General features: G+C 54.5%; 14 protein-coding genes and 1 other RNA gene. 9 read left to right on the top strand and 6 right to left on the bottom strand.

The genetic code is table 11. The features are described 5' to 3' along the window. Position 1: 1 nt before the first annotated feature. On the bottom strand, positions 2-1057 hold the full coding sequence (locus tag Q0O33_RS02830) for a heavy-metal-associated domain-containing protein (RefSeq protein ID WP_295495792.1): 1056 nt from the start codon (positions 1055-1057) through the stop codon (positions 2-4). 61 nt (positions 1058-1118) lie between these two features. Between Q0O33_RS02830 and purM the strand changes: the two genes are divergently transcribed. Together purM and purN are read left to right on the top strand one after the other, a co-directional pair. Beyond that, on the top strand, positions 1119-2225 hold the full coding sequence (gene purM, locus Q0O33_RS02825) for a phosphoribosylformylglycinamidine cyclo-ligase (RefSeq protein WP_295495789.1): 1107 nt from the start codon (positions 1119-1121) through the stop codon (positions 2223-2225). 42 nt (positions 2226-2267) lie between these two features. Continuing rightward, positions 2268-3215: a phosphoribosylglycinamide formyltransferase gene (gene purN, locus Q0O33_RS02820; RefSeq protein WP_295495786.1), complete on the top strand. Its 948-nt coding sequence runs from the start codon at positions 2268-2270 to the stop codon at positions 3213-3215. A 128-nt stretch (positions 3216-3343) separates the two neighbouring features. Here purN and ndk read toward each other — a convergent pair whose 3' ends face one another. From ndk to Q0O33_RS02805, 3 genes are all read right to left on the bottom strand, one after another. Then, positions 3344-3766 (bottom strand): nucleoside-diphosphate kinase, encoded by a 423-nt coding sequence (gene ndk, locus Q0O33_RS02815; RefSeq protein WP_295495784.1) that lies wholly within the window; start codon positions 3764-3766, stop codon positions 3344-3346. A 68-nt stretch (positions 3767-3834) separates the two neighbouring features. Further along, positions 3835-4266: a DNA polymerase III subunit chi gene (locus Q0O33_RS02810; RefSeq protein ID WP_295495781.1), complete on the bottom strand. Its 432-nt coding sequence runs from the start codon at positions 4264-4266 to the stop codon at positions 3835-3837. A gap of 12 nt (positions 4267-4278) precedes the next feature. Further along, complete coding sequence (locus Q0O33_RS02805; RefSeq protein ID WP_295495778.1) at positions 4279-5736, bottom strand: leucyl aminopeptidase; 1458 nt, start codon at positions 5734-5736, stop codon at positions 4279-4281. Positions 5737-5985: 249 nt separating this feature from the next. Between Q0O33_RS02805 and lptD the strand changes: the two genes are divergently transcribed. The 7 genes from lptD to Q0O33_RS02770 all read left to right on the top strand — a co-directional run bounded on the left by lptD (position 5986) and on the right by Q0O33_RS02770 (position 14970). After that, positions 5986-8145 carry an LPS assembly protein LptD gene (gene lptD, locus Q0O33_RS02800; protein ID WP_295495775.1) on the top strand — a complete coding sequence of 720 codons (2160 nt, stop codon included), beginning with the start codon at positions 5986-5988 and terminating at the stop codon, positions 8143-8145. Positions 8146-8251: 106 nt separating this feature from the next. Further along, positions 8252-9592, top strand: coding sequence for a peptidylprolyl isomerase (locus Q0O33_RS02795; RefSeq protein ID WP_295495772.1), 1341 nt, complete (start codon positions 8252-8254; stop codon positions 9590-9592). Then, positions 9592-10608, top strand: coding sequence for a 4-hydroxythreonine-4-phosphate dehydrogenase PdxA (gene pdxA / locus Q0O33_RS02790; protein WP_295495769.1), 1017 nt, complete (start codon positions 9592-9594; stop codon positions 10606-10608). Before Q0O33_RS02795 ends, pdxA begins: the two co-directional genes overlap by 1 nt. Continuing rightward, positions 10608-11429, top strand: coding sequence for a 16S rRNA (adenine(1518)-N(6)/adenine(1519)-N(6))-dimethyltransferase RsmA (gene rsmA / locus Q0O33_RS02785; protein ID WP_295495766.1), 822 nt, complete (start codon positions 10608-10610; stop codon positions 11427-11429). Before pdxA ends, rsmA begins: the two co-directional genes overlap by 1 nt. A 51-nt stretch (positions 11430-11480) precedes the next feature. Next, a complete protein-coding gene (locus tag Q0O33_RS02780) occupies positions 11481-12689 on the top strand; it encodes a hydrolase (protein WP_295495763.1) in 1209 nt (402 codons plus the stop codon). Beyond that, positions 12686-13717 (top strand): arginine N-succinyltransferase, encoded by a 1032-nt coding sequence (locus tag Q0O33_RS02775; RefSeq protein ID WP_295495760.1) that lies wholly within the window; start codon positions 12686-12688, stop codon positions 13715-13717. Before Q0O33_RS02780 ends, Q0O33_RS02775 begins: the two co-directional genes overlap by 4 nt. After that, positions 13717-14970: an N-succinylarginine dihydrolase gene (locus tag Q0O33_RS02770; protein ID WP_295495757.1), complete on the top strand. Its 1254-nt coding sequence runs from the start codon at positions 13717-13719 to the stop codon at positions 14968-14970. Before Q0O33_RS02775 ends, Q0O33_RS02770 begins: the two co-directional genes overlap by 1 nt. Before the next feature lie 150 nt (positions 14971-15120). Here Q0O33_RS02770 and ssrA read toward each other — a convergent pair. Both ssrA and Q0O33_RS02760 read right to left on the bottom strand, forming a co-directional pair. Beyond that, positions 15121-15464, bottom strand: a transfer-messenger RNA (tmRNA) gene (gene ssrA / locus Q0O33_RS02765). 6 nt (positions 15465-15470) lie between these two features. Then, on the bottom strand, positions 15471-15803 hold the full coding sequence (locus tag Q0O33_RS02760; RefSeq protein WP_295495754.1) for a 2Fe-2S iron-sulfur cluster-binding protein: 333 nt from the start codon (positions 15801-15803) through the stop codon (positions 15471-15473). Positions 15804-15830 lie beyond the last annotated feature (27 nt).

Genomic DNA, 15830 nt, shown 5'->3' with positions numbered 1-15830 from the left:
CTTATGGACGGGATTGAGGCGCGGAAGGGGCCTGTCCCTCGGGCACAATGGATCTAACAACATCGTCAAGCGATGGTCCGGCGGATTCCGGCAATGGCTTGCCAGCTTCATCCAAAGCCACCGCGCCTTCGACTTCGCCCTCCAAATCCTCCTCCTCAACCACTTCGGGTTCAAGGACCAGCGATGCATCGGCCCGCAGACGCCCTGAGGCTAAGGCCGATTGGAACAATTGATCCATCCGCAATACGGCTTGATCCATCATCGCAGGAACGCCAGCTTCACTTGATGTGCGCAGCGTGAATGCACCCAGAAACTTGTTGTCCGGACCATAACGCGCGGAGAAGCGCCCTATAACTGGCCCGCCCGGCCATTGCCGTTCAATCCGCGCGATAGGAATGATAACGTCCGCGGCACCGAATTGGTCAAGGATCGTGCGCCACCAAATGCGGCTGCGGCGTTCAGGTTGGCCCGCATTCAACAAAAGCGACTCCCCTCCTGCCCCGCTTGGACGGACATAATCGATCGTGCTATCTGCGGTACGAAATTTGGCCCAGCTTCGTTGCCATGACGTGCGCTGTTCAAACACCGTGGGTGCACCTGCGGAGTAGGTCACGGGCAGCAACATCAATGGTGCAGAACGCCGTGCAACGTCGCTGACACCCAACAACTGACCCGCACGGGCACGGTCAAACAAGACGCCCAGCTTTGCGACATAACGGCGCGGGCCAATTTGTTCCTGTTCGACCACAATAGCGGCAGTGATTCCGTCCAATGTCGAATCGGACAGAACTGCCCCTACATTATTGTGGGTTCTACGCCACAATGCCGCCCATGCGATGCGCTGTGCCTGCTCCCAACCCTTTTTCCGTGCTTCAAAGGCGTTGTCGCCAACCACGTTGACCGAAACGCCAGTCACTTCAAAGTCCCCGGCGCTCGCAATCGGCGCAATACCGCGCTTTGGCCCCTCAATCTGCGCAACAACAATGCCACCACCAACCAGCGCCAATGGCACGCCAATTGCTGCAATGCGGAACCAATTCTTGCGCAAATTTGTCATCTCGGCACCTTTAGGCGACATAGACGTGGAATTCCAAGCCTGTTCTCGCTAACGGCGACAAATGGACGCAAAAGATCAAAGCTCAGAATCCTACACCTATGCCAAGGCAGGTGTTTCCATCGAAACCGGCAATGCACTGGTGCGCGCCATCGCGCCACTGGCCAAAGCAACGCGTCGTGCAGGTGCCGACGCCGACCTTGGCGGATTTGGCGGGTTCTTTGATTTGAAAGCAGCAGGGTTTAATGACCCCTTGCTTGTCGCGGCCAATGACGGTGTGGGAACAAAGCTGAAACTGGCGATAGAATCGGGACGGCACGAAGGCGTCGGGATTGATTTGGTCGCGATGTGCGCAAATGACCTGATCGTGCAAGGCGCAGAGCCGCTGTTTTTCCTTGATTATTATGCGACCGGCAAGCTGGATAATGCTATCGCGATATCGGTCGTGGCGAGCATAGCCGAGGGCTGCAAACTGGCCGGATGCGCACTGATCGGTGGCGAAACCGCGGAAATGCCCGGCATGTACTCCGATGGTGATTATGACCTCGCTGGTTTTTGTGTCGGCGCGGTCGAACGCGACCAAGTCCTGACCGCCGATAAGGTTGTAGCGGGCGATGTTATCTTGGGCCTCGCGTCTTCGGGCGTGCACTCAAACGGCTTTTCCTTGGTGCGCAGGCTTGCCGCGGACAAGGGCTGGAAGCTGGATCGCCCCGCTCTGTTCGACCAAAATGTCATCCTGATCGACGCGCTGATGGCGCCAACCCGGATTTATGTAAAATCCTTGTTGCCGCTGGTACGCACCGGCAAAATCCACGCAATGGCGCATATCACGGGCGGCGGTTTGCTCGAAAACATCCCGCGCATTTTGCCAGCAGGGCTTCATGCGCATGTCAACGCGGACGCTTGGAGGCAGCCGCGCCTGATGGCGTTTTTACAAGCACAGGGAAATATTGAGCCAGAGGAAATGGCGCGCACGTTTAATTGCGGCGTCGGCATGGCTGTAGTGGTTACGCAGGCGGATGTAGCCGACGTGACGGCCGCTTTAGAGGCCGCTGGTGAGACAGTGTTTAATATCGGCCACATTGCATCGGGAGACAAAGGCTGCACCGTCACGGGCTCTATCGAAACATGGAGCGCGCAATCCGATTGGACTGCAACTTATGTGGGCTAAATTGCCTTTATCTCTCTGCCGCCCTCGGCAAAGGGAGGGCATATGAAAGCCAAAGTCGCCGTCCTCATCTCCGGCGCGGGCACCAATATGGCGGCCCTGTTATTCGCGTCTAAACTGCGAAGCTGTCCATATGAAATCATTCTGGTTGCTAGCAATAACCCAGACGCTGAAGGCCTAAAAATCGCGGCAGCAGAAGGCATCCCTACCTTCACAAAATCTCATATCGGCCTTGACCGTGTGGCCCATGACGCAATCATGCATGATGCAATCGTAAAATCCGGCGCGACATATGTCGCATTGGCAGGATATATGCGAATATTGTCAAAGGAATTCGTCGCAAAATGGGATGGACGCATGCTCAATATCCACCCGTCTTTGTTGCCCAAATATAAAGGACTACATACCCATCAAAGGGCTATACAAGCAAAAGACTCGGTCGCAGGAACCAGCGTCCATTTGGTTACGGCCGAGCTGGACGACGGCCCCGTGCTTGGCCAAATCGAAGTGGCAATTTTACCCGGCGACACAGAAGATACACTCGCCGACCGCGTAAAAATGGCGGAATATCAATTATACCCGAAGACGCTGGCCGATTTTGTCGCGCGCGATACCAACCCGGAATATCTGACGGCGCAGGTCCGCACTCTCGCCCTCGCCCAGCCCGACGCGGACGAAGTTCTATCCCACGGCATGCCGTGCTTCGGCATTATCGGTGGCAAGAAATTCGCTTATGTGTCGGTGGATCATCACGGCGACGGCAAAACCGCGTTATTGGTCAAAATCAGCGGCGTTGAGGAGCAGTTGATGCTTATCGACAGCGACGCGGAGCGTTACTATCGCCCGGCCTATTTCGGGGATGGATGGGTTGGCATCCGGCTGGACCTTGGCGACACCGATTGGGACCATATTGGCGACTGGATCGCCAAAAGCTGGCGCGCGGTGGCACCGAAGAAATTGACGAGGCTTATGGATGTGGCGGGGGAATTTTAGCCCGATTTGAAGGCGGTGGACTGCGATTGTGTGAAGTTCTTAGGACACAATCCTAAATCGCCCCGCGAATGACGCCCGACTTACCTGATTAGCTCAGGGAAGTCGGGGCATAGAGCATATAGGTTAGCTTACCCAACAATCTCTTCAGGCTTGAAGAAATAGGCGATTTCGATGGCGGCGTTTTCATCGCTGTCCGAACCATGCACGGTGTTGGCTTCGATGCTTTCGGCCAATTCCTTGCGGATCGTGCCGGGTTCTGCATTTTCGGGGTTGGTCGCGCCCATGATGTCTCGGTTGCGCTGCATGGCGCCTTCGCCCTCCAGCACTTGAACGACCACTGGTCCGCTGATCATGAATTCGACGAGTTCGCCAAAGAACGGGCGTTCTTTGTGTACGGCGTAAAAGCCTTCTGCTTGTGCACGCGACATGTGAATGCGCTTTGAAGCCACAACGCGCAGGCCAGCTTCTTCAAGCATCTTGGTCACGGCACCTGTCAGGTTGCGGCGTGTTGCGTCAGGCTTGATGATCGAAAATGTGCGCGTAACCGCCATGAGATGCTCCAAATATATAGGGGTGAATTTGGCGCGCGTCTAACCTTGCTTAGCCTTTTGTGCAAGCTTTATGGGCCTTGCACCCATTTACCGCCGTCCTGTTTCCAGTACCGCCGCTCAACCCCATCGCTTAAGCTTCGCCACGCAGCGCGCGCGTTGTCGATGTGGCTGGGCGGAAAAAGATAAAAAATGCGATCGAATTCTTTTTCAATCGAGCGCCAGATTCCATCAGCAATGGCCACAAAACGGGCTTTATTGGGGGCCTCTGCGTCATGTGACAACAATATAGGTTGCAGTGCATCCTCTCCCTCGCCCGCCTTGGCGTGCGCGAGAAAACTGTCCGCCTTTGCCGTCCAAAGCGCGGAAGATATGGCATCCAACTGCTTGCTGTCGTTACTGACAATCAGTAACCGCCCTCCATCATCCCGCACATGCTGCGCGATGGAGGGAAGTATTTTTTCAGCAGGATCGCGGGTGAGCTGATAGAAATCGACCTGCATGATGCTACTACATCAGCCTTCGAAATTGTCGGCGACGAAGCGATCAAGCAAACGCACGCCAAATCCGGTTGCGCCCTTGTCCCACACGGGACCAGGCTTGTCGGCCCACACGGTCCCGGCAATATCAAGATGCGCCCATTTCACGCCGTCCCTTATAAAACGGCCCAAGAATTGCGCGGCAGTAATGGAACCAGCACCTTTGCCGCCGATATTCTTCATGTCGGCAATCGGGCTATCGATCATCTTGTCATAAGCCTTGGACAAGGGGAAGCGCCAGAGCGGGTCGCCGGACGCCTTACCCGCCGCCGTTAGCTTATCGGCAAGTTCATCACTGTTCGAAAATAGCCCTGCATATTCGCTACCAAGCGAGACAATAATCGCACCTGTCAGCGTCGCCAAATCGACGATATATTCCGGGTTGTGTTTTACCTGCACCCAATGGAGCGCGTCGCACAGAATAAGGCGGCCTTCTGCGTCGGTGTTCAACACTTCAATGGTTTGGCCCGACATAGACGTGACGATATCACCGGGACGTTGTGCATTGCCATCGGGCATATTCTCCACAAGGCCGCAGACGCCCACGACATGGGCCTTGGCCTTGCGTCCCGCCAATGCCTTCATGGCACCAGCCACCGCACCCGCGCCGCCCATGTCCCATTTCATATCTTCCATGCCTGCCGCTGGCTTGATAGAGATACCACCTGTATCGAACGTAACACCCTTGCCGACCAAGGCGACTGGCCGTTCCTGAGCGCCACCAGTGCCGTCCCACTTCATCACCAACAGGCGCGCTGGCCGGCGGGAACCTTGTGCCACACCCAACAGCGCTCCCATGCCAAGCGCCGCCATATCCTTATCATCCAGCACACTGATTTCGACGCCCAGTTCCTTTAGGTGCTGGCAACGCGCAACAAAGCTCTCGGGGTAGATGATGTTCGCTGGCTCAGTGACCAATTCCTTGGTCAAGGCAACGCCTTCGGCCACTGCTTGGTAACTTGCCCAATGTGCGCTGGCCTCCGCTGGCGCAGCAACAACAGTGAAAGAGTCCACAGTCGGCTTTGAAGTTTCCGGCAATTTGGTGCGATATTTGTCCATCCGCCAGTTGCGCAGAGTAGCGCCAAAAGCAACCTCTGCCGCGTGCTGTACTGTCAAATTAGCCCCATGAACGGCAATATGTTTTGCGCCCGATGTCTGCACCTTGGCGATAATGTCGCCACCAGCTTTCTGGTAATCCGCCGCTTCGCCTTCCGCCACGCCCAAAAGCATGATGCGCACCAATTTGCCGTCTTGTTCGTTGATCAACAGGAAATTTTGTCCAGCAACACCCTCAAACCGTGCAAGCTTTGCAGTCGCGTGAATAATGTCCGCTTTTTCCAAGGGAAATTCGAAATCGGCAAAGCTGCTTTTGGTAACGATAAATGCGAGCACATCGGCATCTTGGGGGCGCGCATCGGTAAATTTGATTTTCATGGAATTAAACAGCCTTTCCGCTGGGTAACATGTTTAACGTTTCTATAGGCCCATTATCCTTTCCGATTAAAGCAAAAGATGGCGTTAAGATACCAGCGCTTCGACGCAAATAATGCCATGCGTGGCAACATGGGTGGACCCACGGCAATAGCAGCGATAAAGGGCTTATCGGTTTTTATGATTATTCTCGCCCCCCGGCCCGCCCTTCTTCATGTTCTGCTTATGCCGATACTGCTCGGATGCGGTTCGTTGTCGACCATTGCAATGGCCCAAAGCGAGGCTACAGCGGCCACACCGCGGCAGACCAGCGACCAGATCGGATTTGCCGCCGAGGTCGTTGAGTATGATTCCAACACTGAGAAGGTGACAGCCAAAGGCAACGTAATTGCCAGTCGGGAAGGGTACACGATCCAAGCGGACAATATCGTCTGGAACCGGACAACCGGTCAAGTATTGGCCGAAGGCAATATTCGGGCCATAGGGCCGGATGGCGACGTCGCTTATGGCGATAAAATTGAACTTACCGATGCGCTCAAAGACGGCGTCATTAACAATATGCTTGTGGTGCTGGCCGACAAAAGTCGCTTGGCGGCCAATCGCGGCGCACGCAAAGATGGCGTGTATACTCTGGATTACGCAGCATATACTGCGTGCAAGGTTGAAAGCGCCGATGGCTGCCCGAAAAAGCCAAGCTGGGAAGTAAAGGCTGTTAAGGTTGTCTATGACCCAGCCAAGAAACGTGTTGATTATGAAGGTGCGCGTATCGAGATCTTTGGGTTACCCATTGTACCGTTACCGTTTTTATCGCACCCTGTCGGGACAAAGGCCGGCAGCGGCTTTCTCGTTCCAAGCATCGGTTTCTCGCGCAACAACGGCATTGAACTAGAACAATCTTATTATTGGCGCATCACTCAAAATCGGGATTTAACTGGATCAGTCACTGCATTTTCCGATGCGGCACCTTTGGGCCGCGTGAATTTTCGGTCCTTGGAAAAATATGGCGCGATCGACCTAACGGCATATGGCACATATAGCGACCGTATTAGCACGAGCGGTATTACAAGCTCTGTGGGGTCAAATGTGTTTCGGGGATATCTGGAGGGCGCTAGCCGTTTTCAATTAGACCCATATTGGTCATTTTCGACATCTGGCCGCTATGCATCCGACCGGACATTCCTTCGGCGCTATGATATAAGCCGCGACGATAGGCTACGGTCGACATTTTCGGCGGAACGCATCGGCGGCAAAAGCTACTTTTCATTGGCAGGCTGGGCGGTACAGACCTTACGCACAGGCGATCCGCAAGGGCTTGCGCCCGTTGCGCTGCCCGAAATAGATTACCGCTTGCGTATCGATGCCCCAGTGGTTGGGGGAACTTTACAGCTTCAGGCCAACAGCCTGGCTATTGCCCGTACTGAGGGACAAGATACACAACGGGCCTTTGCTTCTGCCAAATGGGACTTACGGACCATTAATAGCTTGGGTCAAGAAGTCTCCTTTACCATGCTTGCGCGCGGCGATGTCTACAATAGTGACGATAATGCACGTACGCTTACAGCCATTTACCGCGGTGAAACCGGCTGGCAAACGCGCAGCATATTTGCAACGGCGGTAGACGCAAAATGGACTTTCGTAGGACAGACCTTTGGAGGCACGCAGATATTTACCCCGCGCGTTCAGGTCGTGGCATCACCAGCCATCAGCAATCTGAAGATTCCAAACGAAGATTCGCGGGCTGTCGACCTCGAGGATAGTAATCTATTCGCGCTGAACCGGTTTCCAGGCTATGACCGTTTCGAAGACGATTATCGCGTAACTTATGGCTTCGACTGGGCCTTGCGGAAGACCAATTTTACGGCCGATATGAATTTGGGCCAAAGCTATCGCCTGTCCAGTCAGGCATCAATCTTTCCTGACGGGACGGGACTTTCGGGCAAAGCATCAGACATTGTCGGTCGTTCAGAATTTCGCTTCAAAAACATCGTAAAACTAACGCACCGCTTCAGACTGGATAAAGACAATTTGGCCATCCGTCGAAACGAGATCGACGCCACGGTTGGCTCACGCGGAACGTATCTGCAGGCCGGCTATCTGAAGTTGAACCGCAACATTGGCCCAACGCTGGAGGACTTAAAGGATCGCGAAGAAATACGTCTAGCGGGGCGTGTCCGTGTGGCGCGCTACTGGTCAGTATTTGGATCTACTATTCTCGATCTTACCAACACGGCCGAAGACCCTACAAGTATCTCGGATGGCTTCGACCCAATCCGCCATAGGCTTGGTCTATCCTATGATGACGATTGCTTATCCTTAAGTCTAACGTGGCGCCGCGACTATCAGCCTGTCGGTGATTCCCAGCGCGGCAACAGCTTCCTGTTCCGTCTGGCATTTCGCAATCTGGGTGTGTAAGGCATCGGCAAGAAATACTCTGACGGGCTTCTGGCCGCTCATCTGTTGTTCAGCAGGCAGTGGCTAACTGACCGTCCGAGAATGATACTGTATTGGATCAATATCAATGAAGTTATTCACGCGCCTGTCCTTAGCTGCCGTGCTCGTTTCCGCCACGGCATTGACACCGCTAATTGCGCAAACGGCCTCTGAAAATGTCGCGCCTGAGGCCAATTTAGATATCCCCGATGGACAGCAATTGTTCGGCAAAAACGACCCCAATGTGCGTCGTGCAATGGCACAGGTGAATGGTGAAATTATCACTGGCACGGACATTGATCACCGCCTCGCGCTGATCGTCGCAGCGAATGACAACAAATTACCGCCAGAAGAACTCGCCCGTTTTCGCGCACAAATATTGACCAATTTGATCGATGAAACACTGCAGATCCAAGAGGCGGCGGCCAATGAGATTGAAGTCACCGACGCCGAAGTAAATCAATATTTCGACCGTATCGCCCAGCAGAACTTCAACCGCCCAGCAAATGAGGTAGAGAAATATCTGGTATCCATTGGTGCATCGGTCGCAACCCTCAAGCGTCAAATTAAGGGCGAACTTTCTTGGAGCAGACTACTGTCACGCAATGTACGTCCATCTGCGAACGTAAGCGATGACGAAGTTAACGCTATCATTGAACGCATTAAGGCAACCAAGGGCACAACAGAATATCGCTTGGGCGAAATTTATCTAGCGGCGACACCCGAAACCTTGCCGTCCGTGCAAGAAAACGCGCGAAAAATCATCGATCAATTGCGCCAAGGCGGAAACTTTGTAGCTTACGCGCGGCAGTTTTCTGAAGCGTCAACTGCGTCCGTCGGTGGGGATCTCGGTTGGTTGTCACTTGCGCAATTGCCACAATCGCTGGCCACCGCAGCAGCTAGCATGAACAGTAACGAGTTTAAGGCCGTGGCATCGCCTGGAGGGGTCTCTATCCTGTTACTCATCGATAAACGCCAAGTGGCGACGTCTGATCCCCGCGATTCAGTCTTGAGCTTGAAGCAAATTGCAATCAACTTCCCGAAGGGCACGACCGAAGCGCAAGTGACGCCATTGGTGAAGATGTTCAGTGAGGAAACGCAAAAGATTGCCGGTTGCGGTGTTGCGGACGAGATGGCACGCAAGCTTGGCGCCGAAGTTGTTAACCGCGACGGTATCAAAATCCGCGAATTACCTGCTCCATTACAGCAGGTTATGCTTGATTTACAGGTTGGCCAATCAACGCCACCTTATGGTTCTTTAGAAGATGGCGTTCGCGTATTCGTCCTGTGTGGTCGCGACGCACCGCAAGAGGCAGCGTCCGAGAGTTTTGACGAAATCATGTCACGATTAGAAGAAGAGCGTGTGAACAAGCGCGCCCGCATCTACCTGCGCGATTTGCGCCGCGACGCTGTTATCGAATATAACTGATGCCATTGGGCCGACTGAAACTGCCCCTGGCCGTTTCGGTCGGTGATCCGGCTGGTATCGGGCCGGAGATTATCGGAAAAGCATGGGAAGCCCGGCACGCCTCTGGTTTGGCGCCTTTCTTTGCCATTGGCGACATTGGAAGTTTCGAGCCGCACTGGTCCGGCCCAGTTGTCCGCATCGAAGATCCCGCGGATACGCTCAAACATTTTGATAGCGCGTTGCCGGTCATTCAATTGCATAACTGCTTATCGGTTGTCGCGGGACGTCCTGACCTTGACGGCGCGCATTGTGCGTATCAGGCGTTGGAAATGGCGATTGGCTTTGCTCGGGCGGGGAGCGCCGCGGCTTTGGTCACTGGTCCCGTTTCCAAATCGCAGCTTTATGCCGTTGGGTTTACGCACCCCGGCCAGACAGAATTCATTGCCGAACGCTGCGGCATAGCCAAGAACAATGCAGTCATGATGCTCGCAGGTCCCGACCTACGTGTGGTTCCAATGACAACGCATATTCCCCTTGCTGAGGTCGCCGCAAAGCTTGACGGAAGGTTGTTACGACAAAGGTTACGCGCCACCGCAAAGGGTTTGCAGCGCAATTTTGGTATCGAAAATCCAAGGCTCGCAGTCGCTGGTTTTAACCCTCATGCCGGGGAAGCAGGCAACATGGGTCGCGAAGAGCTGGAGATTTTTGAACCAGCTATCGCGCAGATCAGGAGCGAGGGAATCAACGTCATTGGTCCCCTGCCCGCCGACACGATGTTTCATGCCGAGGCACGCGCACAATATGACGCCGCTTTATGCGCCTATCATGATCAAGCACTTATACCCCTGAAAACGCTATATTTCCACGATGCTGTCAACATCACTCTTGGATTGCCGGTGGTCAGGACATCACCAGACCATGGCACTGCTTTCGGTATCGCTGGTCAGAACAAAGCACTGCCATATTCCATGATCGCAGCAATCAAAATGGCGGAGACTGCGACATTACACCGCCTTGCCGCCGCCGATGGTGGTTGATGACGGTTTCGCTGCCTCCACTTCGGGAAGTCATTGCCCGCCATGGCCTGTCCGCCAGCAAGGCGCTTGGCCAAAACTTCCTTTTTGATGAGAAGCTGCTTGATCGCATCGCTGCCATTCCCGGCCCATTGGCGGGCGAACATGTGTATGAGGTAGGCCCCGGCCCAGGTGGCCTCACACGGGCACTGTTGCGCGCCGGCGCACATGTTGTGGCCGTAGAGCGTGATCATCGATGCTTACCGGCGCTCGCCGAGTTGGTGGAGGCATTTCCCGGCCAGTTGCGCGTAATTGAAGGCGATGCCCTCAAAATCGATCCCTTTGCTGAAATCGGCGCGCCATTTCACATCGTTTCCAACCTGCCCTATAATGTCGGCACGGCACTGGCCGTTGGCTGGCTAAGCGGCAATACATGGCCACCAACATGGAAAAGCCTTACGCTCATGTTCCAGCGCGAGGTTGCTGACAGGATAGTGTCCTCGCCTGGCACCGGTGCTTTTGGCCGCCTGGCCATTTTGGCGCAGTGGCGTTCAAATGCGTCAATTGCAATGCCAGTCCATCGCTCCGCATTCACACCACCGCCAAAAGTCATGTCCGCTGTAGTGCACATCACGCCCAAGGAAGCAGCAAACGGAGTAAAAATGTCGGTTTTGGAAAATCTGACGGGTGCCGCCTTCGGGCAGAGGCGCAAAATGCTGCGGCAAAGCCTGAAAGGCGTCCCCGGCGCTTTGGAGGCACTCCACAGAACCGGCATTGCCGAAGATCGCCGTCCAGAAACCATAAGCATAGCCGAATGGTGCGCGCTCGCTCGGGAAGTTGGCTAACCCAATACGCTAGGGGTGGTCCTTTTAAGCGACCAAAGCTAAGATCAGATCATGCTTACGCTAACCGACAGCGAACGACAGGTTCTTGAAACAATTCAACAGCGGTCCATGCTTGACCAAGTGCAAAGCTGGTCCGCGGTGAACAGCGGTTCAAGCAATCTCGATGGTTTAGCGACGACCGCGGAAATGTTGGCCGATGCGTTTTCTGTTCTTCCCGGCGAAGTTGCTTTAGTTCATCCCGAACCGGTCGACCGCGTGCTGGCCGACGGATCCATCAAAACTGTCGCACACGGACGACATCTTTTGGTCACCGTGCGCCCTGATGCGCCAACACAATTGTTGTTTACGGGTCATATGGACACGGTTTTTCCTGCGGACCATGAATTTCAGAAGCTGCGCTGGTTGAATGACGAGGTACTGAATGGCCCCGGTGTTGCCGACATGAAAGGCGGCATAACTGTCATGCTGGCTGCATTGCGCGCGGCGGAACTTTCAGGAAGCCTCTCGCGCACAGGGTATCAAGTCCTCATTAACAGCGATGAAGAAGTTGGCTCACCTTCATCAGCGAAACTGATTGCCGAGCTTGCACAAAATAAGCTGGCAGCTTTGACCTACGAACCTGCACTGCCCGACGGCACGCTGGCGGGCGCACGCGGCGGGAGCGGCAATTTCTCAATCATTTTTTCAGGTCTGCCCGCACATGCCGGGCGCAACCCCGATGATGGCCGCAATGCTTTGTTGGCAGCAGCGGATCTCGCGCTTCGCCTCAAGCGGCTCTCGCGCGAAGGGCTTTCGGTCAACCCGGCCAAAATCGATGGTGGTGGCCCGAATAATGTCGTGCCCGATCACGCAATATTGCGCGTGAACTTCCGGCCACGCACGCCGGAGATTGTGACACAAACAGAGGCAGATTTGCATCGGATCATCGCCGATATCGAACGTGAACATGATGTGCACGCCCATCTGCATGGCAGCTTTGGTCGCCCGCCAAAGCCAATAGATAGTGCTGCAGAAAAATTGTTTGGCCTCGTCAAAAAATGTGGCGCTGATCTTGGCATATCCATCGCATGGCGCTCCAGCGGTGGCGTGTGCGACGGTAACAACATCGCGGCGTGCGGCGTCCCGGTGGTCGATACGATGGGCGTTCGGGGTGACAACATTCATAGCAAGGATGAATTTCTCATCGTCGACAGCCTAACCGAGCGCGCGCAATTGTCGGCACTGACCATCATGCGTTTATCAGAAAAAGGGACATTATGACTTTCCTGATCCGTCCCGCGAATAAGGGCGATTTGCAACCAATTTACGAAATGGCAAAACGCACCGGCGGTGGTTTCACCAACTTGCCACCGGACAAAAAAGCGCTGTCGGCGAAGCTGGAACGGTCTGCTGCTGGATTTGACCGTGTGGGGGATGATTTTGCCGACGACCTGTATGTGTTCGTCTTGCAGAATAGCATCACCGGCGAAGTGCGCGGCACCTGCCAAATCTTTGGAAAAGTCGGGCAGAGATGGCCTTTTTATAGCTATCGCATCGGTGCCTTGACCCAGCACAGTGTGGAACTGGAACGCACTTTCCGCGCAGATATTCTCAACCTCTCGACGGATCTTGAAGGTGCAACGGAAGTCGGCGGTTTGTTCCTGCACCCCGGCGAACGCGCTGGCGGGCTTGGGATGTTAATTGCGCGTAGTCGGTATCTGTTCATTCGCAACCACCGCGAAAGGTTCGCGGAAAGAACTATTGCCGAATTGCGCGGCGTGATCGACGAGGCAGGCGGATCTCCTTTTTGGGATGGTGTAGCCGGACGCTTTTTCGGGATGAGCTTTCAGGAAGCTGATGAATTCAATGCCAAATTCGGCAACCAATTCATCGCCGACCTTATGCCAAAACACCCCGTGTATATCGCCATGCTTCAGGAAAGCGCAAAGACAGTTATTGGCGTGCCGCATCCTTCTGGCCGCGCGGCCATGCGTATGCTGGAAAATGAAGGATTCGCGTGGGAAAATTACATCGACATTTTTGACGGTGGTCCAACCATGACCGCCCGAACGGACCAAATCCGAAGTGTCCGCGAAGCAAAGGATGTGACGATAACGGAGATCAGGCATTCCGTGGGCGAACAGAAGAGCGAGCAAAAAAAGTTACTCACGCACGGCCGTTTGCACGCATTTAAGGCTGCTTATGGCTGGATCGACGATCGCGGCGAAGACGTCATTATTGATGCCGAATGTGCGCGGGCGCTGAGTATTTCTGTTGGTGATCAGGTGACGTATGTGGAGCGGTCTTAATGGCCTTGGTCGAAATCAATTTTGACGGAATCATCGGGCCAAGTCACAATTATGCGGGGCTCAGCCTTGGAAATTTGGCATCGTCAAACAATGCTGGTGCGGCATCTTATCCGAAAGCTGCTGCGTTGCAGGGCATTGAGAAGATGCGCACCAATCTTGGACTTGGGCTGGTCCAAGGGTTTTTCATGCCGCTTGAACGGCCAAATCAGAATTGGCTCAACGGGCTAGCAACAGATATGCAATCGGCAGAGCCGCATATCCGCGCAGCCGCTTTTTCGGCTTCGGCCATGTGGGCAGCGAACGCCGCAACGGTTTCGCCCGCACCGGAAACGGCGGATAGCAAATGCCATCTATCGGCAGCAAATTTGCTTACAATGGCACATAGAAGCCATGAGTGGACAGGGACGCTGGCGCAGTTGCAGTTGGCCTTTGCTAATGAACGGCATTTTGCAGTGCATGGCCCCGTCCCGGCGCCATTTGGCGACGAGGGGGCAGCCAATTTCATGCGTTTATGTGCATCGCATGAAGCAGCGGGTATCGAAATATTTGTCTATGGCAAAACTGGCGGCCCCTTTCCTGCACGGCAGCATGTCGAGGCGTCAAAAGCCATCGCGCGCTCGCACCGCCTTGACCCGCACAAAACTTTATTTGTGCAGCAATCCGAGATCGCCATCGCCGCTGGCGCGTTTCACAATGATGTCGTCGCCGTGGCAAATGAACGCGTGCTTTTCACGCATGAACATGCATTTGAGCACCCCGATCAGACCTATGCCGACATTAAGCGGTTGATGCCTGAGGCAGAAATTATCATCGTTCCAGCCGACCGCGTGAGTCTGCCCGACGCCATTCAAAGCTATCTGTTCAATGCGCAATTGGTTACACTGCCCGACGGCGGCATGGCGCTTATTTTACCGGATGAAGCACAAGAAAATGTGCGGGTGTGGAGCTGGCTAACTGAGATGATCGAAGGCAATGGCCCCATCCGCAGGCTAGTGCCCGTGAACGTGCGCCAATCCATGGCAAATGGCGGTGGTCCCGCCTGCCTGCGCTTGCGCGTTGTTGCCGACCCTGCAACCGTTGATCAGCGCTTTATCGCTGACGCGCATAAACTGGATATAATCGACGAAGTTGTTGCCGCGCATTGGCCCGAAACCATTTTGCCAGACCAGCTTGGCGACCCCGATTTGCTAGATAAGGTCCGGCTGGCGCGCTTAAAGTTGTTGGAAGCCACAGATCTCGTTGCACTCGCCTGACGGCCGCGATTTTTAACAATGCGCCGCGACATGGACCATTCAGGCTAAAAAAGCGCTGCTTATTACCTTGCTAGAGATGTGGGGGTTTCTGTTGCCCAGCATTCGAATATTGAACGGGTCCCGGATTCTGTTGCCCGGCTCCGGGGGGCCGCTGTAACCTTTCTGTTGCCCGGCCGGTTCGGCCGCGTTCTTTTAGTGTAAGTTTAGACCGTGAGGCCCAAAATTACGCTGCGAGAGCAAGTGCTGAGTTATCGTTTGCACCTATTGGTTATGAACCATTTCACGGCTTATTCATGCCGGGCAAAAACAATGCTTTTCAACGCACGTCGATCCTAGTTCAGCCCCTCCAAGACCTCTGATTAACAGAGATTTTGGTGGAGCTGCCGGGTACCGCCCCCGGGTCCGCTGCATCTATTGCACATCGCAATTTATCACCATAGCCGGGCGAACCCGGCACCACCCTATATAGGCGCTTTTTCGTGAATGGGAAGTGAAGGGCGTTACAGCCCCTGCATATTTCGGCTTTCTGCCGGAATATGGACAACTAACCCGTCGAGATCCGGGGTCAGGATAATCTGGCAAGACAAACGGCTTGTGCGTCGTGCACCGCTGGCGAGGTCAAGCATATCCTCTTCATCTTCAACAGACCGAGGGAGCTTATCGAACCAATCCTTATCAATAATTACATGACACGTCGAACAAGCCATCTGGCTTTCGCACGTCCCTTCAAGCGGTTGTCCGGCTGCTTGTGCCACGTCGAGGAGGCTTTGCCCTTCGACACCATTAACTTCCTGAACATCGCCATCGGCATTGATGAACGTGACTTTGATCATAACATCGCCTCTGCTGCACGGTTGATT

Origin of the sequence: Sphingorhabdus sp. EL138, assembly GCF_945862485.1 — a bacterium.
In the GTDB taxonomy this organism is placed as follows: Bacteria; Pseudomonadota; Alphaproteobacteria; order Sphingomonadales; family Sphingomonadaceae; genus Sphingorhabdus_B.
The sequence above is the reverse complement of the archived record's forward strand: the minus strand, read 5'-3'. Positions and strand labels throughout refer to the sequence as shown.